The sequence below is a fragment of the Bradyrhizobium sp. F1.13.3 genome (genome assembly GCF_040548265.1).
In the GTDB taxonomy this organism is placed as follows: domain Bacteria; phylum Pseudomonadota; class Alphaproteobacteria; order Rhizobiales; family Xanthobacteraceae; genus Bradyrhizobium.
The window spans coordinates 1-20,321 of sequence record NZ_JBEPRI010000034.1; the positions used below are offsets into that span (position 1 = coordinate 1).

Here is a 20,321-nt window from a genome sequence, read left to right on the forward strand (position 1 = left end):
CACCGTCAACTATGCTGTGCCCGTGACCAAGGCTGCCTACGACGTGACGCAACCCTCCAATTTCACGGCTTCGCCGTTCTGATTGGTTTGGTCAGCCGAAAACAACATTTGTGGAACCAGAGGACCAACAATGAGTTCGCGGTGGCAGTCGCGCACGAGCTGTCGCCCTCGACCGGGTTCATCCGCATCGCCAGGAAATCGAACCTGCGGCGATGATCCTCAGTTTCATGTAATCTCTACCCGAGGAGTGCTCCGGGTCGAGCGCACCGGCTTGAATAGACTTGCGGGTAGACCTCTGAGGTATTTAAGCGTAGGCGGTGTGCAAGCGGATCCTGTTCATGCCGACGAAACTGCTGAACTGGATTCGACAATCAGTACCGCGCATTATCGTCCGCACTCGGCGCGTCGCCGCCCAGGGGTGCCACTCGTAGCCGCGTTCGTGAGCAGGGAGCCCAGACCGTCCTGCAAGTGGCCAGGGAGAGCGCAGAGCAACGGAATGCGCCCTCGGCGATCGCAGCGGATGATACAGCCGGCGATCTACTTGCTTTCCGGCGTATGGATGGCGTGCGTACGGCAAGCGCAGACTCGCCAACGACAAGGCTCGAACCGCTGCGCGGCTGCAGGAGAATATGGAGGACAACTGAAGGAGAATATGGAGGACAACATCAATCGTGCCCGAATTGCGTTTGTCACTGCCGGCATCGCAGCTACTGCACGGCGGCGTTCCGATACGCATAAACGGCCAAGTCGTGGGCGAAGTCCGTGTTGCCGGCATGAGCAAGGAAGCCGACACCGAGATGGCGAACACCGCGACCGCGTCACTAGGCACCTCACGTCACCGAATCGTATGTCACGTTCGCTCCGGAGCATAAGGGCAAGCGATCTCGACGTTGCAACCAGCCCCTGGATGGATCGTCAATCGGAATCCGTGCAGCTTCACGATTGCCGCAACCAGGTTCAGGCCGAGGCCCAGGCCCGGCGTGTGCCTCATCTTGTCCGACCGATAGAAGCGCCTCAAGACAGCGTCGCGCTCCTGTTCGCTTAAGCCCGAGCCGGTATCCTTGCCGCGGACGATGGTCTCGTCGTGGCTGCGTACCAATCCGATCTCCACCCGCCCGCCCGCCGGCGTGAATTTAACGGCGTTGTCGACCAGATTGGCGACCGCCTCAATCAAAAGATCACGGTCACCATGAACGGTAAGTTTGTTTGGTGACTGGACGACAAGGCTGATTCCCTTATCTTTCGCTATCGGCTCATACATGTCGCCGACTTCTGTTACTATATCCGCAAGTGCGACGTGGCCGAAGCCAGCTGATCTCTGACTTACTTCTATTTCGGCAAGACGCAGGATGGCGGTGATGATGGATAGCGATTGATCAAGCGCCTCCGTCGTCTTGTCCGCAACTGCCTGCAATTGCTCCAGTGTCGTGGCGTTGCGGCGACCGCGATCGAGCATCAAACGCGCACGGGTAAGAGGCGTACGCAAGTCGTGCGCGATGTCCCGACCGACGCCTGCGAGGGACTCGATGAGAGTCTCCATCTCGTCGAGCATGCCATGACTATCGTCGCAAGTTGCGAGAGGGGATCATCGCTGTTCCCAAGCGGGAGCCGTTCACGCAAATTACCCGCGACGATGCGCTGTACTCGCTCGTTGACCTCTACGATACGCTTTCGGGCGCGCGCGCTCAGCGCCGTGCCGACTGCAATGCAAAGGAACACCGCGGGAAATAGCCCCAGCGCGAGCGTACCCCCAACGACCCGTGCAATCTCCTCGATTTCATCCACATCGCGTCCGACCAGCAACACATTGCCATCCGGCAACGTTCGCGCGATCAGCCGTACGGCCTGTTGCTCCCGACCAAGTCCGCCTATTCTATCGGCCACCGCATTTTGTGCCGTGCCATCGATCCGGAGATCGGCTGGTTCCCTTTCCATATCGCCTGCGATCCTGTCGCCATGCGCACCAAACAGTCCCACCATCCGATGGCGCCCTGGATCGTACTGCAGGCCGTCGTTGATCGCGTCGAGCCTCTCACCGGACCGCAAGGCAACAAGATTTTCGATCTCCGCAGCGATCGCGCGGTCGGATCGCAGCGTAAGGTCATGCTTCGTCTTCAAGTAGATGAACCCGAGCAGAGCAACGGTAAATGTCGCGAAGGTGCAGGTCACCACTACGGTCCACCGCATCCTGCTGGATCGGATGAATTCAGGCAAGTGCATCACGTTGTCTCGCCGAAAGATCGCAGAAATGCTCCACAGTTCTGCTCGGCCTGAGGGGTGGCTGCGAAGCCTTGAAACGAGCTCGCACGACTCCGTTGACATGGATGCATCCTGCGCATTTCGCTCGTCTGCCCGCACCGCCCGGCGCATCCTTGATTCCAGTTACGCGCGCCAGCCTAACCCGAACAGCGCGAGCGGCTCGATCCTACGGATGTTGTTCCGACTGTCGTCTTGGTTTGAGAGGCCCCATACCTTTGGTTTATCCGTGCGAAACGCCTCGTGCATGCTGAAGAACGTGACGAGTTGGCGCAGGCGGCCTTAGATCATGAACCGGCTCTTGCGTTCTTAGCTGGCACTCCCGCGCGTGATGGCGGCCTCGACATATTTGATCAATTCGGGTGCCGCAAAGGGCTTGGCCAGGAAGCCAACGGCTCCGGCCTTCCGCGCCCCGTCCCGCACGCTGTCTTCGGGGACGCCTGTAATGAAAACGAACGGCGTACTGTGCCCTTGCGCGCGCATATGGTTGAGGAGGTCAACCCCGCTCATGCCGGTCATCTGCACATCCGCAACGACGCATGCGCAGTCGTGCAACTGGGGTGACTGCAGGAAATCTTCGGCGGACGCAAATGTGCGGACCAGATGTCCTTCTGAGCTGAGCAGATTGTCGATTGCTGCACGGACGGCTGCATCCGTCGTCAATAACCGAAATCATCGAAAGCATCGACAAGACAGCCTTACAGGCGCGGGAGCAAGACGCTCTCTTAGCATCGCCTTAAAAAAAATGAGCCGCCAATCAGGATTCTGAAATCATACTTAGGTTTGTCCATGCGGGTACCGGGTGCGCCATCAGGTGCATTCGGCCGGTTTGAAACACCGAACGGGAGGTCTGTTTCGCCCCCCATCCTCGCCCTAGGAGCGCTAAGCCTTGGCGCGATGAACTCCGAGAGTTTCGGCTTTTCGCAACAGATCGGCCAGCGATTTCGCATCCATCTTCTTCATGATGTGCCCACGGTGAATCTTGACGGTAATTTCGGCAAGTCCGAGTTCGGCAGCTATCTGCTTGTTCATGAGGCCAGACGATACAAAGGCAAGAATCTCGCGCTCGCGAGGGGTTAAGGTCTGAAAATGAGTTTGCAGGTTCGCGACGATCCTGTCGGCCTCGCGTCGCTTGCGATCCCGTTCGATCGCCAGCGTCACGGCGTCCAGCATGTCCTGATCGCGAAACGGCTTGGTCAGAAAATCGACAGCCCCGCCCTTCATGGCCCTCACGCTCATTGGAATGTCGCCATGGCCGGTCATGAAGATAACGGGAATATGAATGTTCGCCTTGGCTAATTCACCTTGGAAGTCCAGACCGCTCATTCCTGGCAACCTGATGTCCAGGACCAGGCAGCTGGCGACATCTGGAAGCGTGGTTTGCAGCATTTCGGCTGCGCAACCGAATACCTCAACCTCCAGTCCGATCGATGCAAAGAGATTGCTGAGCGCTTCACGCATCAATTCGTCGTCTTCGACGATCAAGACGAGCGGCTCTCGCGCGCTGATAGGCTCACGCGGTGTTTTGGGACGCTCAGTCACGACGCCTCCTTCTGTTGTTGCGAGGGCAGGACAAATTGAAACGTAGCCCCCGGCCCCTGATTGGGCGATGCCGATAGACGGCCCTCGTGGGCTTCCACGATCGAGCGGCAGATCGAGAGCCCCATTCCCATGCCGCTGGACTTGGTGGTGAAGAAGGCATCGAACAGCCGGCTCGCATTCTCGGCGGAGATCCCGACGCCGCAATCCGTCACACTCAGGAGTACGCGGTGTGCCTCGTCCTGGCCTGACCGGATCACCAGTTCGCGCGGCCGATCCGTGATCGGCAGCATCGCCTCGATACCGTTCATTACCAGGTTGATGATCACCTGCTGCAACTGAACCCGATCACCAAGGATCGCAGGGAGAGCGGCCGCCAACTCGGTACGCAATGAGACTAGCTGGCTGCTCAACTCACGCTGCACAAGCACGATCACCTCTTTGACGACGTCATTGACATCGAGCGGCACTTTTTCAAAGTCGGATTTTTTCGCGAGCGTGCGGACACGCCGGATCACCTCACTTGCCCGGTTGCCACCATTGATGACCCATTCCACCGAACGGCGCGCAGCGGGCAGGTCTGGAGTTTCGCGGTCGAGCCACCGCAAACAGGCCCCAGCGTTAGTGATGATGGCAGCGAGCGGTTGGTTCACCTCGTGGGCGATCGAGGCTGTCAGTTCGCCCAAGGTAGTCACGCGCATGACATGCGCCAGCTCCGCCTGAGCTTGATGCAGCTTCTCCTCGGCCTGTTTCGTCGCAGTAACATCCACAACCGCCCCAATGAACTCCAGTTGGTCCGCCTGCTCTCTGACAGCATGGGCGACGACACGGACATATTTGACCGAGCCATCCGGCATCAGCAACCGATGCTCGTAGTCGATATCGTCCCCGCCGCGGGCTGCACCTTCGATCGTCTCCTGGACGCGAGCTCGGTCCTCCGGATGAGCGCGATCAAGGACGTTTGCAGAGGTAACAGAACCCGGCTCGTCATATCCAAGGATACGGAAGAATTCCTTGGAGCCAACGCGTTCGTCAGTAACGACATTCCAGACGAAGCTGCCGGTTTGGCTCACTCGCTGTGCTTCGACCAATTTGGCTTCGCTTCGCCGTAACTCCTCCTCCGCCCGCTTGCGGTCCTCGATGTCGGTGGACGACCCATACCACTTGACAATGTTGTCGTGCTCATCGCGTAGCGGCACGCCCCGGAATAGGAACCAGCGATATTCACCGTCGAAACGCCGTAGGCGGGCTATAAGCTCACCGGGCGTGCCGGACGCCCGTATTGCGCTCCACTTCATCAACATGCCCTTCTTGTCCTCAGGATGAAAGGCGCGAGGCCAGCCGGTTTCTGCCTGATCCGGTGAGAGGCCCGTGTAGTCGAGCGCCGTCTGATTGAGGAAATCGGGGACCCCGTCCGGTCCTGCGCGCCAGACCAAGGTCGGGATCGTGTCGATCACAAGTCGAAGCCGATCCTCGGACTTCTTGATTTCGTCAAAGGCTTTTTGCAGCGCCTCCTTGGCGCGGTGCTGCTCCGTGACATCGATATGCGTACCGACCAGCTCGGTCACCTCACCGTCGTGACCGACAACGGCATGTCCCACGGAATGCACATATCTTGTCGCACCATCCGGAAGAACGATGCGATAGTCGCCTTCGAAGTCCGTTTTCTCTCGGAGAGCCTGCCGCACCATTTCGATAACCCGGCTCCTGTCTTCGCCGTGAACGCGATCCCACAAGGGCTGCTGTGGTACAGCCTCCTCACCCGGATCGAATCCCAACATGCTGAGCGCTTCTGGAGACCGAAACACGAACTCTCGCCGACGCGCATCCCAAGCCCAACTTCCGGTGTGGCTCAAGCGCTGGGCTTCGGCCAAATAGGCCTCGCTGCGTCGCAGCTTTCGTTCCGTCTCCGTTGCTGTCGTAACATCGGTGACCGCGCCTACAAACTCGATGCTCCCCGAAGCGTTTCCCAGGGCACGCGCCAAGGCGTGAACATGTTTAACCGATCCATCCGGCATCAGCAGTCGATATTCGTGGTCAAATTCCCTTCCCTCGCGGGTCGCCCGATCGAGAGTGTCTTGCACGGCTGCGCGATCTTCCGGATGGGTGCGCTGGACAATAAGTTCCAAGGTCGGTTTCGTAGTCCGGTCGCATCCGAAAATTCGAAAAGTCTGTTCTGACCAGAAAATATCTCGCCTGGCGACGTTCCATCCAAAGCTCCCGGTCCCGCTCAATCTCTGGGCTTCGATCAAATACATTTCGCTGTGCAGGAGCGCGGCCGCAATCCGCTTCTGATCACCCATCGCTGCCTGCAGGTCATGTGCTGAACGCCGAAGTTCTTCTGTTGCCTTCCTCTGCGCCGAGATTAGGAATGCAACCGTGAGAGACGTAATGGAGAACAGGATTAGGCGCGGTATCTCTGAATTGCCTACAGCGAAAAGGCCATGCTTCCAGGTAAATGAACTGCTCGGCGGCAACAGATAATAATGAAAGGCCAAGAGAGCGAGCGTGATCGCCAATAATCCCGGGCCGCGCCCGCCAACCCACGCAGCGAAAATAACTGCGCAAAGCATCGAGGACGCGATAGCCTCGGCGTTCAGCACGCGTGTGATCAGCTCCGCGGCGGCGATCGCGACCGCGACCGACAGGGCGGCTGTCGCGTAGCGAGACATCGCAGAACGCGCCGACCACCGTTCACTGAGACCAGGTCTTGCCATTCAGCTCGCTCGTCCCTGCTACGATAGCCGGGCGGCTTTTCGGAGAAAGTGAGCGGGCGCCCCGTCATCGCAGGGACGCCCGGTGCCCCCGCCTACAAGACTAGAGCATTTTGAACAGGTTCGGCAATTCGAATGGCGGCCCCGGGCGCAACAGCGAAAGCAACGGCCCAAGGCAATCCCGTCAAACTTCAATTTAGTGGAGATATACCTCTGTTTAATGGAGCAACAGCTCGGCTGGATCTAGTTTTGAACCAAGCAGCCTTGTCGCGCTCCTCCCTCGCGCGGTGTCGAATAGCTGCCATTGCGGACGGCTTCGCGTCGCCTCCTACCCCCCGGCGAGGCAGGTGCAGGCCGTCCGCTCCTTTTGCGATGCAGCCGGACAAGAGCCGCCGCCCAGATGTCGGGATACGGCGCACCAGTCGTCCCTCGTTCGCCTGCATCTGTAAACGCAACGCCCGCGGCAATCCATCGAGTTGCGCGATGGCTGGTGCGAAACCACGTGGGCCGCAACGTGCCAGCACCCCAAACCTCCGTATTATTCGCCCGATCCCTTTTCGTTATCGGGCACTTACCCGCGTACGATTGAGCGAGCTGCCTCAAACCTCTTAGTGTCGCGCCCGGTCCGACAGGCCCACGCGCTTCATCCGTTCAAGAGATTGGCAATCTTCTCCGATCACAATCAACAGGAGGCATGTTATGAATAGCGACCTTCAAAGGAGCGCCAATCTGGCGGGAATCAGGGTACCGGACAGCGAGCTTGCTCGCGCGATAACCGAGCTGGTCCGTGATACCGAGTCGCCGCTGCTGTTTCACCATTCGAGTCGCGTCTACTGCTGGGGCGCTCTGGCAGGCAAACGCCGCGGATTGACGTTCGACCCGGAATTGCTTTATGCGGGCGCGATGTTCCACGACATGGGCTTGACGCACCAGCACAGCAGCAAGGAAGAACGTTTCGAGGTCGATGGCGCGAACGTCGCCCGCGACTTCCTGCAAAGCCGCGGGATCGCCCAACACGATGTCGATACGGTCTGGACCGCAATCGCCCTGCACACGACGCCGGGCATCCCGCAGCACATGCATCCGGTCGTCGCCCTGGTCACGGCCGGCGTCGAGATGGACGTGCTCGGATTAGGGTATGGCGAGTACAGCGCCACTGAGCGCGAGGTGGTTGTACATGCGCATCCACGCAGTGCGCACTTCAAGGAAGACATCATCCAGGCTTTTTACGACGGCATCAAGCAAAAGCCGGATACGACGTTCGGCAACGTGAAGGCTGACGTGCTCGCGGACAAGGATCCGCATTTCACCCGCGGCAATTTCTGCAGCGTGATCCGCAATTCCGCCTGGCGTGGGTAGGCGTCGCCCGTCCTCTCATCGGCAATTTGGAGCGGCCAACGGCGCGCGAAATCCCGCGCCTTCATTAGCCCACCACGTGCTCAACACTCAGGAATCCAACATGTCCAAAACAGAACCATTTACCAACGCCACCGGCGCGCCGGTCGCCGATAACACCAACATCATGACCGCTGGGCCGCGCGGCCCAGCCTTGCTGCAGGATATCTGGCTGATCGAGAAGCTCGCCCACTTCGACCGCGAGGTGATCCCCGAGCGGCGCATGCACGCCAAAGGCTGGGGAGCTTACGGCACGTTCACGGTGACACACGACATCACCCGCTACACCAAAGCCAAGATTTTCTCAAAGGTGGGCAAGCAGACGCCCATGTTCGCACGCTTCTCCACGGTCGCCGGCGAGCGCGGCGCGGCCGATGCCGAACGCGACATCCGCGGCACCGCCCTCAAGTTCTACACCGAGGAGGGCAATTGGGACATCGTCGGCAACAACACACCGGTCTTTTTCTTCCGCGACCCACTGCGATTCCCGGACCTCAACCATGCGATCAAGCGCGATCCACGCACCGGGCTGCGCAGCGCGGACAACAATTGGGATTTCTGGACGCTGCTCCCTGAGGCGCTACATCAGGTCACCGTTGTCATGTCCGACCGCGGCATCCCGAAAAGTTTTCGCAACATGCACCTTTTCGGCAGCCATACGTTCTCGATGATCAATGCCGCCAATGAGCGCGTCTGGGTCAAATTCCACTTCCGCACCCAGCAGGGAATCGTAAACCTCACCGACGCTGAGGCTGCGGCCATCGTGGCCGGCGATCGCGAAAGCCACGGCCGGGACCTGCTCAACGCGATCGAGGCCGGCGATTTCCCGCGCTGGATGCTTTTCATTCAGGTGATGTCAGAAGCACAGGCGAAGACGCATCGGCATAGCCCGTTCGACCTGACCAAGGTCTGGCCGAAAGCGGAGTATCCACTGATCGAGGTTGGGGCGATGGAGCTCAACCGCTATCCGGACAACTATTTCGCGGAAGTGGAGCAGGCCGCCTTCTCGCCCGCCAACATCGTTCCCGGCATCGGCTTTTCTCCCGACAAGATGCTTCAGGGCCGCCTGTTCTCCTATGGCGACACCCAGCGTTATCGGCTCGGCATCAACTTCAACCACATCCCGGTCAACGCGCCGAAATGCCCGTTCCAAAGCTACCATCGCGACGGCAAGATGCGCGCCGACGGCAATCTGGGAGGGACCCTTACCTTCCATCCCAACAGCGCGGGGATGTGGGATAACCAGCCCAATTTCGCCTTGCCGCCAATGCCGATGGAGGGCGACGCTGCGCGCTGGGACCACCGCGTCGACGACGACCATTGGGAGCAGCCTGGAAATTTGTTCCGGAAAATGACCCAGCAGCAGCAGATGTTGTTATTTGAAAATACGGCGCGGGCGATGGGCGATGCAAGCGTGCACATCAAGCAGCGGCACGTCGACAACTGCACGCGCGCCGATCCAGACTACGGGACCGGAGTAGCAAGGGCACTCGGGCTCAAACAGCCTGAGCTGGTCGATTGAGACAACGCTAGGACGCCGCAATCTCGCAATCGTTCAGGTTCTCCGGCCTTACGCGATGAGCCCCCCTCGCGCGGGTGGCAGCGCGGCGACATGTCGGCAGCCGGGAGCAGCCCTGCCTGGTCTATTTCCTCGACCAATATCAGGGTTCCGATCGGCTTCGACGATCCCATGTACATGATCGTCAATCTCGCGATCGGATCGAAAAATATTGCAGGCCGAATAACATGCTCCGGCGCTTGGCGCCGCGGCCGGTCTCCGGACAGGAAACGAGGATCGGCATCCTGCTCGACACCGCAACCACCGGACTCATCGAGCTCGGCATGGTCAAGTTCGGCTATCCGCGCCTCGTTCGGTCCGGACGGAGCCGAATTGGTCCGTTCCGTGGCGAGGGATCTCGGCCTCAAAATTACGGCGTTCAAGACCATCACCGGCCACGACGCACTGGCGATCCAAAAACGTATTCCGGCTTCGCTCATATTTGTGCCGAGCCAGGGAGGCCTCAGCCGAATCCGCGTGAGTTCACGGCACCGGATGCGCTCGACAAGGGCTATGCCCTGCTGGCGGAGACGTTGTGGCGCATGGTCACTGCGCCAGACTGACGTACTTACGGCCATACGGTGTCGTACCGCTCAATCCAAAGCCGCCACTACCAATTGTAATTCAGGGCTTCCCGGCGATGAGACGAACGTGGACGCGATGAGACGGGGTCACCGAGCAATTCCGAGAGCAGGCTTGTCAAAGCCGCAGCATCTGATGCGCCCAGCCTGTCCAGGATCTCTCGCTCAATGTACGAGATCAGGGGAGCAATGTCATTGAAGTGCGCTGCTCCTCTGCGCGAGAGGAAGATCAGAACCTTGCGTCGGTCGTTAGGATCAGGGCCACGATAGACCTCGGCCGATGCAACCATCCTGTCGATAATCTTTGTGAGTGTCGGGCCATCGACAAAGAGGCGAATGGCCAGATCGCCCATTGGCAGTCCGTTCCGTTCAGTCAGTGCCTCAAGCACACGGTACTGGTGAAGAGACTTGCCCCTTGGCTTGAGCTGCGCCTCGAGCGTTTGCTCGAGTCGGCGGTTCACGCCTCGGATGAGGTCGGGCAGCTGCACTTTGTTGGCCCTCTTTCGAAATTAGTTGATATTTCAACCTTTGCCTTGGAACATAAAAGGGAGCAAGCGGAAAACGAGTTCCTTCCAAATTGCCCAATAAGCGGGCTGATAAGGCGCCTGGCGCCAGAAAAAACGGCAACCCGCTGGCCGGACTGAGCGCTTTCGCTGCAAGTGCACCTTGCCCGTACCGGAATCGCCGTTGGCACGATTCGTGAGTGGTCTGTCTAGAAGTGCGGAGACACCACCCTTGCATAGTATTCGGATATGCCTGCTCATCCCACAGAGTGGCGCTGCGGGGCTATGGGCCCCCTCGGCCGAGGCCTGCGGCCGCTTGGCTGTCGAAGAAATCAACCGGATTTCCGGCATCTTGCGCCGCCCGGTCGAACTGCGCATCGTGAACGCCGGAGAAACTGGCGCGACCGCCGGCTGGGCCGCGCGTGACGCGATCGAAATTGATGGTGTCGACGGCATCGTCGGGATGTTACCCAGTTTTGCGCGCGACTTCGTGGCGCGCGCGGCTCGCGGCCGCGTTCCGTTCATATACACCCCGCAGTTCGAGGGCCACTCGACGCCGGATGTCATGGCGACTGGCGAAACCGCCGAAGAGCTTCTGATCCCGGCGATCCAGTGGCTTTCGGTATCAAGGCGGGCGCGCCGCTATTTTCTCTGCGGCAACGACTACATATGGCCGCGCTCATCCCTTCAGATTGCGCGTGCACTGATCGCCCGCTTCGGCGGGGTCGTGACGGGTGAGTGCTACCTGCCCGTCGGCCAGCATGATTTCGACGAGATGCTCGACCGGATCAAGGCCACGCGTTCGGACGTCGTTCTTCCCTATTTCCTCGGGGGCGACTGCATCGCTTTCAACCGGGCCTTCTACGCGGCGGGATTGAGTTCGCGCGTGCTGCGCTTCTCCTCGGCGATCGACGAGACCGTCGCGTACGGACTCGATGTAAACGAGACCGAAAACCTCTACGCTGCCTCGAGCTATTATGCGTCCATCCGCTCGCGCAACAATGGTGCGTTCCTCGAGCGTTACCATACGGCGTTCGGCGATAGTCCGCCGCCCGTGAATGCCTTTGGTCAATCCTGCTACGAGGGCATCCATTCGCTCGCAGCTTTGATCGAGGAAGCCGCCAGCCTGGATGCGCGCGAGTTGACACGCCTTTACGGCCGAACATTCCAGCAGCGCACAGCGCGAGGCGATCAAGCTCAGTCCGTGGTCGGGGGCCGGCACCCCATCTATCTCGCCGAGGTCGAGGGGTACGACTTCTCGATCATCGCGCGTCGATAAATCACTTGCTTTTTCAACTATTGTATTCTTAATATTTTCCGTATCAAAAAACACATGGGGACGTCTATGCCTTTCTCCCGTCGCCGCTTCCTGCGGCACTCGGCCTTAGCCACGACGACATTGATCGCGGCGCCGGCTGTTTTCCGCTCCGGTGCGTTCGGCGCCGAAAACCCGATCGTCGTCGGCAGTCTGCACGACCAGTCCGGTCCGATCGCGGCCTCCGGCACGCCAATGGTCTACGCGCTGCAACTTGCCGTGGATGAGATCAACGCCGGCGGCGGATTGCTCGGCCGGCCGCTGAAGGTCATCCATTACGACACCCAGTCGAACATCCAAATGTATTCGCAATTCGCCCAGCAGCTCGCGGTGAAGGACAAGGTCGACGTCGTTCACGGCGGCATCACCTCGGCCTCGCGCGAGGCAGTGCGCCCGACCTTCGATCGCTTCAAGGTGCTGTACTTCTACAACGTGCTCTACGAAGGCGGCGTCTGCGATCGCAATACGTTCTGCACCGGTACCACGCCCGCGCAGACGGTGGAGAAGCTGGTGCCGAGCGCGATGAAGAAGGCCGGCAAGAAGGCCTATATCATCGCCGCCGATTACAATTACGGCCAAATCACCGCCAAGTGGATGACGAAGTACGTCAAGGACAATGGCGGCGAAGTGCTGTCGACCGACTTCTTCCCGCTCGACGTCACCAATTTCGGCACGACCATCTCGAAGATCCAGGCGGCGAAGCCCGACCTCATCCTGTCGGCGCTGGTCGGCGGCAATCATACCGCGTTCTACCGGCAATGGACCTCGGCCGGCATGAAGGGCAAAATTCCGATCGCATCGACCACCTTCGGCCTCGTCAACGAGCCAAGCACCCTCGATGCTGCCGAGAGCGATTCCATTCTGGGCGCCTACGGCTATTTCGAGGAGCTCACCACGCCGGCCTCGCTGAGCTTCGTCGAGAATATCAAGAAGGCGCATTCCGATACGCCCTACATCAGCGAGCTCGCTGCCTGCACCTATGAGGGCGTCATGCTTTGGGCCGCCGGAGTGAAGAAGGCCGCCAGCATCGACCGGATGAAGGTGATCGCGGCGCTGGAGGACGGGATCGCTTTCGACGGCCCGAGCGGCAAGGTTTCGCTCGACAAGCCGACCCATCACACCACCCGCAACGCATTTCTCGCCGAGGTGAAGGACCGCAAATGGTCGGTGTTGGAGAGCTACTCCGACGTCAAGCCGGCCGATACTGCGAGTGTCTGCGATCTCGTCAAGAATCCGAACGACACCAAGCAGTACATCATCAATCTCTGACGCGTGCCGGGCCTCGCCCGCCGGCGGGGCCCGCAGCATCAAGAGACCGAAAGAATTCAAGAATGGCGATTTACCTCATCGTCGCGCTCGACGTCCTGAATGGAATAGCGTCGCTGTTCCTGTTGTGCCTCGGACTGGCGATCATCTTCGGCATGATGAAGATCATCAATCTCGCCCATGGCGAGTTCATTATGCTCGGTGCCTACGCGACTGTCATCTCAGCCAATGCCGGCGTCAATATCTGGATCGCGATACTGATCGTTGCTCCGCTCTTCGTCGGTCTCGTCGGCCTTGTCATCGAGCGCTGTCTCATTCGCTTTCTCTACGGGCGCCTCGTCGATTCGATGCTTGCGACCTGGGGGCTAAGCCTTCTCATCATCGGCATCATCACCACGATCTACGGTAACACGCAGCAAGGTGTGCCGACGCCGCTCGGCGGCTTCTCGATCGGGTCGTATCAGTCGAGCTATTACACGCTGTTCCTGGCCGGCATGGCCATCGTGATGATGGCGCTGGTCTACGGCGTCATGAGCTACACACGCCTTGGCTTGATCGCCCGCGCCACGATGCAAAATCCCGCGATGGCCGCAACATTGGGTGTCAATCCTGCGCGCGTCTATATGACCACCTTCGCAGTGGGGGCCGCAATTACGGGTCTCGCTGGCGGCCTGCTGGCGCCGGTTTCCGGCATCACGCCCGGCATGGGCGGTGCCTACGTCGCGAAAGCCTTCATGACCGTCGTCGGCGGCGGGGCCGCCATTCTGTCAGGCACGATGTCGGCGGCGAGCCTGTTCGGCGCCGTCAATCAGATCGGCGCCTATTTCACGACGCCTGTCTATGGCGAAGTCCTCGTGTTCACGGCGGCGATCGTCCTGATCCGCCTGCTGCCGCAAGGCATCTCGGGCCGCTTCTTCAAGGGGAATCTGTAATGCCCATCCGCTTTCGCCTCGCGGCACAGGCGGCTGCCGTCCTTCTCGCGATTGTTGCGATCGTGTTGATTCCCAGCATGGTCGAGCTGTTCGCGATGATGCAGTTGACGCTATTCGCCGCAATGGCGGTGCTGGCGCTCAGCCTTGCCTTCATCTGGGGCTTTGGTGGCATTCTGTCGTTCGGCCAGACGGCTTTCTTCGGCCTCGGCGGCTATGCCTACGCGATCGCCGCGGTCAACTTCCAGGATTCGACGCCATCGATCCTGCTCGCCATCGTCATTCCGTCGTTGTTCGCCGCCATCCTCGGCTATTTCATCTTCTTCGGCCGCATCTCCGACGTCTATCTCGGCGTGATTACGCTGACCGTGACCCTGATCCTGTTCAACTGCGTCAATTCCACCTCCGGCGACGAGTACAGGATCGGCAAGGCGTTGCTCGGCGGCTTCAACGGCATGCCGGCCGTACCGACCTTCAACGTGCCGTTCTATCCGGACCAGGTGTTGTCGCCGGAACAATCCTGGTGGGTGACGGGCGGGGCGTTGCTCGGGGTATTCCTGCTGCTGCGCCTGTTACTGGCTCTTCCGGCCGGGCGCGTCGTCGTGGCCGTGCGCGAGAACGAGGTCCGTGCCTCGTTGCTCGGCTATGACCCGCGCAAGGTCAAGCTGCTCACCTTCGTCCTGAGCGGCGCGATTGCGGGACTCGCTGGCGCGCTCTACGTCAACTGGGGCGCATTCGTCGGACCCACCATCTTCAGCCTGTCGCTGTCGGCCGAGATCATCATCTGGATCACGGTAGGCGGACTCGGAACCCTGCTCGGGCCTGTCGTCGGCTGTGTTCTGATCGAATACATCGTCGCTTATATCGGCTCGCAGCAAGCCTTGAATTCGAACCTCGTCCTCGGGGCCGTGCTCGTCGTTTTCGTGCTGCTGCTGCCCAAGGGATTGGTGCCGACGGCGCGCGATCTTCTGATGCGGCTCGTCGTGCCTGCGCAAAAGCCCAACGCGCAGCTTGCAGACGAGCACGTGCCACCATCGGTGGCGGCGTCGCACATGGCCGGAGCGGAATGACCATGGCGGACCTTGTTCCTCTCCTCAAGGCCGAGCACCTCACCATGCGGTTTGGCGGCGTGGTCGCCAATGACGACATCACCTTCACTTTGGAGGAGATGGAGCTGCGTTGCTTGATTGGCCCGAACGGCGCCGGCAAGAGCACTTTCTTCAAGACTCTGACCGGACAGCTCGTTCCGACTTCGGGCGCGATTGCATTCCGTGGGCAGCCGATCGCCGGCAAGCTGTCGCACGAGATCGCTCGTATGGGGATCGGCATCAAGACCCAGGTGCCCAATGTCTTCAACGGCCTCTCGGTCCGCGAGAACATCTGGCTTGCCGTCCGTCGCAAGGCGACGCCGCGAGCCCAAGGGCCTGCGGTTGATGCTGTGCTGGAGATGATCCGATTGACCGATCATGCCGACCGCGTCGTCGCGACGCTGTCGCATGGCCAGCGTCAGTGGGTGGAGATCGGCATGGTGCTTGCGGCCGAGCCGGATTTGATCCTCCTCGATGAACCTGCGGCCGGCATGACGGACGAAGAGACCGGCCACACGGCCGCGATCATTCGCGAGATCAATCAGACGCGGGCGATCATCGTTGTTGAGCACGACATGGAATTCATCAGGCAGATCGCCAAGAAGGTAACGGTGTTTCATCAAGGCCGTGTGCTGGTCGAAGACACTGTGGACAAGGTTATGGCCGATCAGCGCGTGCGCGACGTCTATCTCGGCAAGAAGGTCGCGGCATGAGCGTGCTCCTCGAGGTCAAGGATTTACGCTCCGGCTACGGCCGTATTCCGATCCTGTTCGGCATAGATATGACGGTGCAGGCCGGCGAGTATCTCGGCATTCTCGGCCACAATGGTATGGGCAAGACCACGACCTTGCGTGCGCTGATGGGGCATCTGCCGACGACCGGCGGCTCGGTCGTCTTCGCAGGCAAGACAATAACCCATCTCAAGCCGCATGAACGCTCCCGGCTCGGAATCGGACTTGTGCCGCAGGGCAGGGAGATCTTTCCGGACCTGAGCGTCCATGAGAACCTTCGGATGGGCCTCGCGGCGGCTCCAAAGGAGGACCGCTCGGTGATCGATGCCGTGCTGCAGGACTTCCCGCGCCTGGTGCGGCTGCTCGACCGGCGCGGCGGCGCCCTGTCGGGCGGTGAGCAGCAATTGCTGGCGTTGGCGCGCTGCCTGTGCACGAAGCCCCGGCTGATCCTTCTGGACGAACCGACCGAGGGAATTCAGCCATCCATTATCGAGGAGATCATCGAGACCCTGCTCGCGCTGAAGAAGCGCTGGGACATGTCGCTAATCGTGGTCGAGCAAAATCTCGAATTCATCACGTCGCTGTCTGACCGCGTCCTCAATATCCAGAAGGGACGCATCACGGAAGAGCTCGACCGGGAAAGCCTTCTGGCACGGGACGCCGCCATGCATCCAACCTAGATTCAAATTCCGACGCGGCTACGCCGCGCCATCGCGATCGCTTTTGCCGCCAAGTCTGTCCTCACAAGAAAGGATGAATCATGTCCATCAAACGCCCGACTTCCGAAGACGTCGCCGAGCTCGCCGCGAGCCTGCACATGAACATGACGGTCGAGGAGGCCGGAGAATATCTTGCGCTGATGGGCGGGATGTTCGACGCCTATGACGTCGTCGACGAACTGCCCAACCCGCTGCCGCCGGTCAAATATCCGCGCACGTCGGGTGCCAAACCGATGCCGAAGGACAACAAGTACAACGCCTGGGCGATCAAGACCGAGGTCAAGGGCGCGTCGAGCGGCAAGCTCGCTGGACGAACTGTCGTGCTGAAGGACAACGTCGCGCTGGCCGGCGTCCCGATGATGAACGGTTCGACGACATTGGAAGGCTTCATTCCCGCCGCCGACGCGACCATCGTCACCCGCATTCTCGACGCCGGCGGCACCATCGTCGGCAAGGCCGTATGTGAGCATTTCTGCCTGTCGGGCGGCAGCCATACGTCCCATCCCGCACCGGTCCATAATCCGCTGAAGATGGGTTATTCGGCCGGCGGTTCGTCTTCGGGCAGCGCTGCGCTCGTCGCGGCGGGCGAGGTCGACATGTCGATCGGCGGCGATCAGGGCGGCTCGATTCGTATTCCCGCGTCCTACTGCGGCATCTACGGCATGAAGGCGACGCATGGACTGGTGCCCTACACGGGCGTGATGCCGATCGAATCCACCATCGACCACACCGGCCCGATGACGGCCAACGTCGCCGACAATGCGCTGCTGCTGGAGGTGCTCGCCGGCCCCGACGGACTCGATCCGCGCCAATACGCGCCGAAGGTCACGAGCTACACGGAAATGCTCCGCAAGGGCGTGAAGGGCATGAAGATCGGCATCCTCAAGGAAGGCTTCGCCGTGTCGAACATGCAGGAAGGGGTCGTCGAAAAGGTCAAGGCGGGCGCAGAGCGCTTCGCCAAGCTCGGCGCCAGCGTGTCGGAGGTCTCGATACCGGAGCATTTGCACGCGCTTGCCGCCTGGAACCCGATCACGCTCGAAGGTTTCCTGGTCCAGATGATGATCGGCAACGGCATGGGCTTCAATTGGAAGGGGCTCTACGACGTCGGCCTGCTCGACGCTCATTCTAGCTGGCGTAACCGGGCCGACGATCTGTCGGAGACGCTCAAGCTCACCATGCTGGTCGGGCAGTGGGGCGTCAGCCATTATCGCGGCCGCTATTACGCCAAGTCGCGCAACATAGCGATCGCCGCCAAGGCGGCCTATGACGCCGTGTTCGGATCCTACGACCTATTGCTGATGCCGACCCTACCGTGCGTTGCGACGCCGATCCCGGCCAAGGGCGCGCCGCTCGCCGAGATCGTCCAACGCGCGTTCGAGATGACGGCCACGACCAGTCCGTTCGATGTTACCGGCCATCCGGCGATGAGCATCCCCTGCGGGCTTTCGGACGGCCTGCCTGTTGGGCTGATGCTGATTGCGAAGGATTACAACGAGGCGACCATCTATCAGGCGGCCAGCGCGTTTGAAGCCGATGGCGATTGGAAGAAATTCTGATGATCACGATCACTGCCGTCATCAGGGCAAAGTCCGGACATGAGGTCGTGATGCGCGATGCGCTTGTCGCTGTCGCGGCTCATGTCGCGGCCAACGAGCCGGAGACGATCGGGTTCTTCATCTCGCAGAGCGAAGAAGATCCGTGCGTCTTCACGACCTATGAGCGCTTTGCCGACAAGGCCGCGATGGATCGCCACAACGGCTCAGCGGTCGTCGCGACCTTCTTCGGGATCGCCAAGCCCATTCTGGATGGCGAGGTCATACTTGTGACCTCGACGGAGGTGTCGGCGACGGTCCGGTAAGCAGGCGCCAGGTCAATTGCGGGAGAGCATCGTGACGTTACGGCTTCACGGCATCATCGGGAGATCCAACGACGCAGCCTACGCGCGTCGTCTCCACCACATCGAGCATCATGGCGGGATCGAATTGCTGTTCGTGCCGCCGTCCGACGTCGGTCGCAAGCGGTTTCGCCTGACCACTGATCGCGGTACCGACTGTGCCGTCAGCCTGGACCGCGACGAAGAACTGACGGATGGGGCGCTGCTTTTTCTCGAACACGATCGCGCCGTCATTGTCCGCTTCGGCGAGCAGGAATGCTGGCGATTGAGGCCTGTCGGTCAAGCGGCCGCACTCATGCTCGGCTGGAACGCCGGCAATCTGCATTGGCGGGTGCGCTTCGAGGCCGATCATCTTGTCGTGCTGCTCGACGGACCGCTGGACTCGTACCGCGCGCGCATCAGGCCGCTGCTGGAGGCAAGGGAGGTCGTGGAGAGCGATGCTGTTTGACAGATCGCAAACGCTGGCATTGCTGCAACTCGGCGATAGCGCCTATCCGGCCGGCGGCTTTGCGTTCTCCTGGGGGCTCGAGGGACTCGCAGCGGACGGCATGCTCGCCAATCGTAGCGAGCTGGATCGGATCATCGCGGATCAGCTCACGCGGCGCTGGGGCAGCATGGACCGCATCCTCCTGCGTCAGGCGTTTTACGCAAGGGATTGCCAGGCCATCGCTGGCGTCGATCTCCTTGCCGAGGCGGGAACGCCCTCAGCCGAAATGCGAGAAGGTTCGCGTCGTGCGGGCAGGGCGCTCCTCGGTTTATGGGGTAAGCTCAATGGTCCCCTGTCGGTCGCTTACCGCGGGCTGGTCTCGTCGGATGCGCGGCTCGGCCATCTGCCGGTTGTGCAGGCCGTCGTCAGCCGGGATGCGGAGTTCAGTCTCGATGCAGCCGAGCTGGTCTCGGGCTGGACGCTCGTGACCGGCCTTGTGAGCGCCGCGGTGCGGCTCGGAATCGTCGGCCATGTCGAGGCGCAGCGGAGCCAAACCGCCGCGCGCGGTCTGCTGGCGGAGCTGCTCGCGGAGGCGCCGCCGCCGGATGCGCTGCCTGCCAGCTTCACGCCGTTCATCGACATCGCGGTCTCGCGCGGGCGACTGCGGCATATCCGCATGTTCACGACTTGAGAGAGGATATTGTCCCATGATAAATCTATCGCCGACCGAGATGGATCGCCTCGTGATCTTCAATGCTGCGCAGATGGCGCGCCGCAATCGGTCGCTTGGGATCAGATTGAGCCATCCGGAGGCGGTCGCTTACATCACCGACGAAGTGATGACGGCGGCACGCCGCAACATGCCGTATGCCGAAATCCGCGACATGGCGGGCCGGTTGTTGACATCCGACGACGTTGAGCCCGGCGTCGGACAGATGATTCCAATGCTCTATATCGAGTGCATGTTTGCGGAGGGCACCAAGGTGATGGCGGTGTTCGAGCCGGTCGGCCTGAGTGATGCGTCCGGCGCCGACGACGTCGTACCCGGCGAGATCATCGCAGGCGGCGGAGACATTGAGAGCTTCGCGGACCTGCCCGCCGTCACAATCGATGTCGTCAATACCGGCGACCGCGATATTCAGGTTCGCAGCCACACCCATTTCTTTGAGGTCAATCGCGCGCTGCGCTTCGATCGTGCGGCGGCCTGGGGCATGAAGGTGGACCGGCCGGCAGGCGCCGGCGTCCGCTTCGAGCCTGGCGTCGCCAAGTCGGTCCGGCTTGTCCCGATCTCCGGCGATCGCGTGGTGCACGGGCAGGCCGGGCTCGTCAACGGCCCGCTGGACGCGCCGACGGCACGCGATGAAGCGCTCAGGCAAGCTCGCGCCCGCGGCTATCAGGGAGCTTGA

Annotated in this window: 22 protein-coding genes and 1 pseudogene; 17 read left to right on the forward strand and 6 right to left on the reverse strand. The window is 60.8% G+C overall.

What is annotated here, in order from left to right:
- The 3 genes and pseudogenes from ABIB66_RS41700 to ABIB66_RS41710 form a co-directional block, all read left to right on the forward strand.
- Positions 1–216, forward strand: a 216-nt coding sequence (locus ABIB66_RS41700; protein WP_354212148.1) for a hypothetical protein, incomplete at its 5' end; no start/stop codon positions are given.
- Between the two features lie 240 nt (positions 217–456).
- Positions 457–738 (forward strand): annotated as a pseudogene (locus ABIB66_RS41705) (hypothetical protein); the annotation flags it as partial.
- The gene (locus tag ABIB66_RS41710) at positions 672–872 is read left to right on the forward strand and encodes a heme-binding protein (protein ID WP_354212149.1); all 201 of its coding nucleotides are present in this window, start codon (positions 672–674) and stop codon (positions 870–872) included. The pseudogene ABIB66_RS41705 and the gene ABIB66_RS41710, both read left to right, overlap by 67 nt.
- Here ABIB66_RS41710 and ABIB66_RS41715 read toward each other — a convergent pair.
- The 5 genes from ABIB66_RS41715 to ABIB66_RS41735 form a co-directional block, all read right to left on the reverse strand.
- Complete coding sequence (locus ABIB66_RS41715) at positions 851–1,456, reverse strand: sensor histidine kinase (protein ID WP_354212150.1); 606 nt, start codon at positions 1,454–1,456, stop codon at positions 851–853. The genes ABIB66_RS41710 and ABIB66_RS41715 overlap by 22 nt on opposite strands.
- Positions 1,456–2,169, reverse strand: coding sequence for a methyl-accepting chemotaxis protein (locus ABIB66_RS41720; RefSeq protein WP_354212152.1), 714 nt, complete (start codon positions 2,167–2,169; stop codon positions 1,456–1,458). The genes ABIB66_RS41715 and ABIB66_RS41720 overlap by 1 nt, the downstream gene beginning before the upstream one ends.
- Positions 2,170–2,565: 396 nt before the next feature.
- Positions 2,566–2,919 (reverse strand): response regulator transcription factor, encoded by a 354-nt coding sequence (locus ABIB66_RS41725; RefSeq protein WP_354212154.1) that lies wholly within the window; start codon positions 2,917–2,919, stop codon positions 2,566–2,568.
- A gap of 219 nt (positions 2,920–3,138) precedes the next feature.
- Positions 3,139–3,798 carry a response regulator transcription factor gene (locus ABIB66_RS41730; RefSeq protein WP_354259689.1) on the reverse strand — a complete coding sequence of 220 codons (660 nt, stop codon included), beginning with the start codon at positions 3,796–3,798 and terminating at the stop codon, positions 3,139–3,141.
- Positions 3,795–6,467: a PAS domain-containing protein gene (locus ABIB66_RS41735; RefSeq protein WP_354259692.1), complete on the reverse strand. Its 2,673-nt coding sequence runs from the start codon at positions 6,465–6,467 to the stop codon at positions 3,795–3,797. The genes ABIB66_RS41730 and ABIB66_RS41735 overlap by 4 nt, the downstream gene beginning before the upstream one ends.
- A 741-nt stretch (positions 6,468–7,208) precedes the next feature.
- Here ABIB66_RS41735 and ABIB66_RS41740 point away from each other — a divergent pair.
- From ABIB66_RS41740 to ABIB66_RS41755, 3 genes are all read left to right on the forward strand, one after another.
- Positions 7,209–7,868 carry an HD domain-containing protein gene (locus ABIB66_RS41740; RefSeq protein ID WP_354211727.1) on the forward strand — a complete coding sequence of 220 codons (660 nt, stop codon included), beginning with the start codon at positions 7,209–7,211 and terminating at the stop codon, positions 7,866–7,868.
- Between the two features lie 100 nt (positions 7,869–7,968).
- Complete coding sequence (locus tag ABIB66_RS41745; protein WP_354259695.1) at positions 7,969–9,426, forward strand: catalase; 1,458 nt, start codon at positions 7,969–7,971, stop codon at positions 9,424–9,426.
- A 224-nt stretch (positions 9,427–9,650) separates the two neighbouring features.
- Entirely contained in the window at positions 9,651–10,025 is a 375-nt protein-coding gene (locus ABIB66_RS41755; protein WP_354211739.1) for a hypothetical protein, read from the forward strand.
- A gap of 47 nt (positions 10,026–10,072) precedes the next feature.
- On the opposite strand, the gene ABIB66_RS41760 is transcribed toward ABIB66_RS41755, so the two are convergent.
- Entirely contained in the window at positions 10,073–10,531 is a 459-nt protein-coding gene (locus ABIB66_RS41760; protein ID WP_354211725.1) for a MarR family winged helix-turn-helix transcriptional regulator, read from the reverse strand.
- Between the two features lie 247 nt (positions 10,532–10,778).
- Here ABIB66_RS41760 and ABIB66_RS41765 point away from each other — a divergent pair, with 247 nt between their 5' ends.
- The 11 genes from ABIB66_RS41765 (at position 10,779) to ureB (ending at position 20,321) form a co-directional block, all read left to right on the forward strand.
- Positions 10,779–11,825, forward strand: coding sequence for a substrate-binding domain-containing protein (locus ABIB66_RS41765; RefSeq protein WP_354211735.1), 1,047 nt, complete (start codon positions 10,779–10,781; stop codon positions 11,823–11,825).
- 66 nt (positions 11,826–11,891) lie between these two features.
- Positions 11,892–13,130 (forward strand): urea ABC transporter substrate-binding protein, encoded by a 1,239-nt coding sequence (locus tag ABIB66_RS41770; RefSeq protein ID WP_354211723.1) that lies wholly within the window; start codon positions 11,892–11,894, stop codon positions 13,128–13,130.
- Between the two features lie 62 nt (positions 13,131–13,192).
- Positions 13,193–14,059: a branched-chain amino acid ABC transporter permease gene (locus ABIB66_RS41775; protein ID WP_354211721.1), complete on the forward strand. Its 867-nt coding sequence runs from the start codon at positions 13,193–13,195 to the stop codon at positions 14,057–14,059.
- Positions 14,059–15,126, forward strand: coding sequence for a branched-chain amino acid ABC transporter permease (locus ABIB66_RS41780; RefSeq protein WP_354211720.1), 1,068 nt, complete (start codon positions 14,059–14,061; stop codon positions 15,124–15,126). The genes ABIB66_RS41775 and ABIB66_RS41780 overlap by 1 nt, the downstream gene beginning before the upstream one ends.
- 2 nt (positions 15,127–15,128) lie before the next feature.
- Positions 15,129–15,857 (forward strand): ATP-binding cassette domain-containing protein, encoded by a 729-nt coding sequence (locus ABIB66_RS41785; protein WP_354211718.1) that lies wholly within the window; start codon positions 15,129–15,131, stop codon positions 15,855–15,857.
- The gene (locus ABIB66_RS41790; protein WP_354211716.1) at positions 15,854–16,555 is read left to right on the forward strand and encodes an ABC transporter ATP-binding protein; all 702 of its coding nucleotides are present in this window, start codon (positions 15,854–15,856) and stop codon (positions 16,553–16,555) included. Before ABIB66_RS41785 ends, ABIB66_RS41790 begins: the two co-directional genes overlap by 4 nt.
- A gap of 80 nt (positions 16,556–16,635) precedes the next feature.
- Positions 16,636–18,150: an amidase gene (locus tag ABIB66_RS41795; RefSeq protein WP_354211715.1), complete on the forward strand. Its 1,515-nt coding sequence runs from the start codon at positions 16,636–16,638 to the stop codon at positions 18,148–18,150.
- Entirely contained in the window at positions 18,150–18,452 is a 303-nt protein-coding gene (locus ABIB66_RS41800) for a putative quinol monooxygenase (protein ID WP_354211713.1), read from the forward strand. The genes ABIB66_RS41795 and ABIB66_RS41800 overlap by 1 nt, the downstream gene beginning before the upstream one ends.
- 31 nt (positions 18,453–18,483) lie before the next feature.
- Entirely contained in the window at positions 18,484–18,936 is a 453-nt protein-coding gene (gene ureE, locus ABIB66_RS41805; RefSeq protein ID WP_502917443.1) for an urease accessory protein UreE, read from the forward strand.
- The gene (locus ABIB66_RS41810; protein WP_354211709.1) at positions 18,926–19,606 is read left to right on the forward strand and encodes an urease accessory protein UreF; all 681 of its coding nucleotides are present in this window, start codon (positions 18,926–18,928) and stop codon (positions 19,604–19,606) included. The genes ureE and ABIB66_RS41810 overlap by 11 nt, the downstream gene beginning before the upstream one ends.
- Before the next feature lie 16 nt (positions 19,607–19,622).
- The gene (gene ureB / locus ABIB66_RS41815; RefSeq protein WP_354211708.1) at positions 19,623–20,321 is read left to right on the forward strand and encodes an urease subunit beta; all 699 of its coding nucleotides are present in this window, start codon (positions 19,623–19,625) and stop codon (positions 20,319–20,321) included.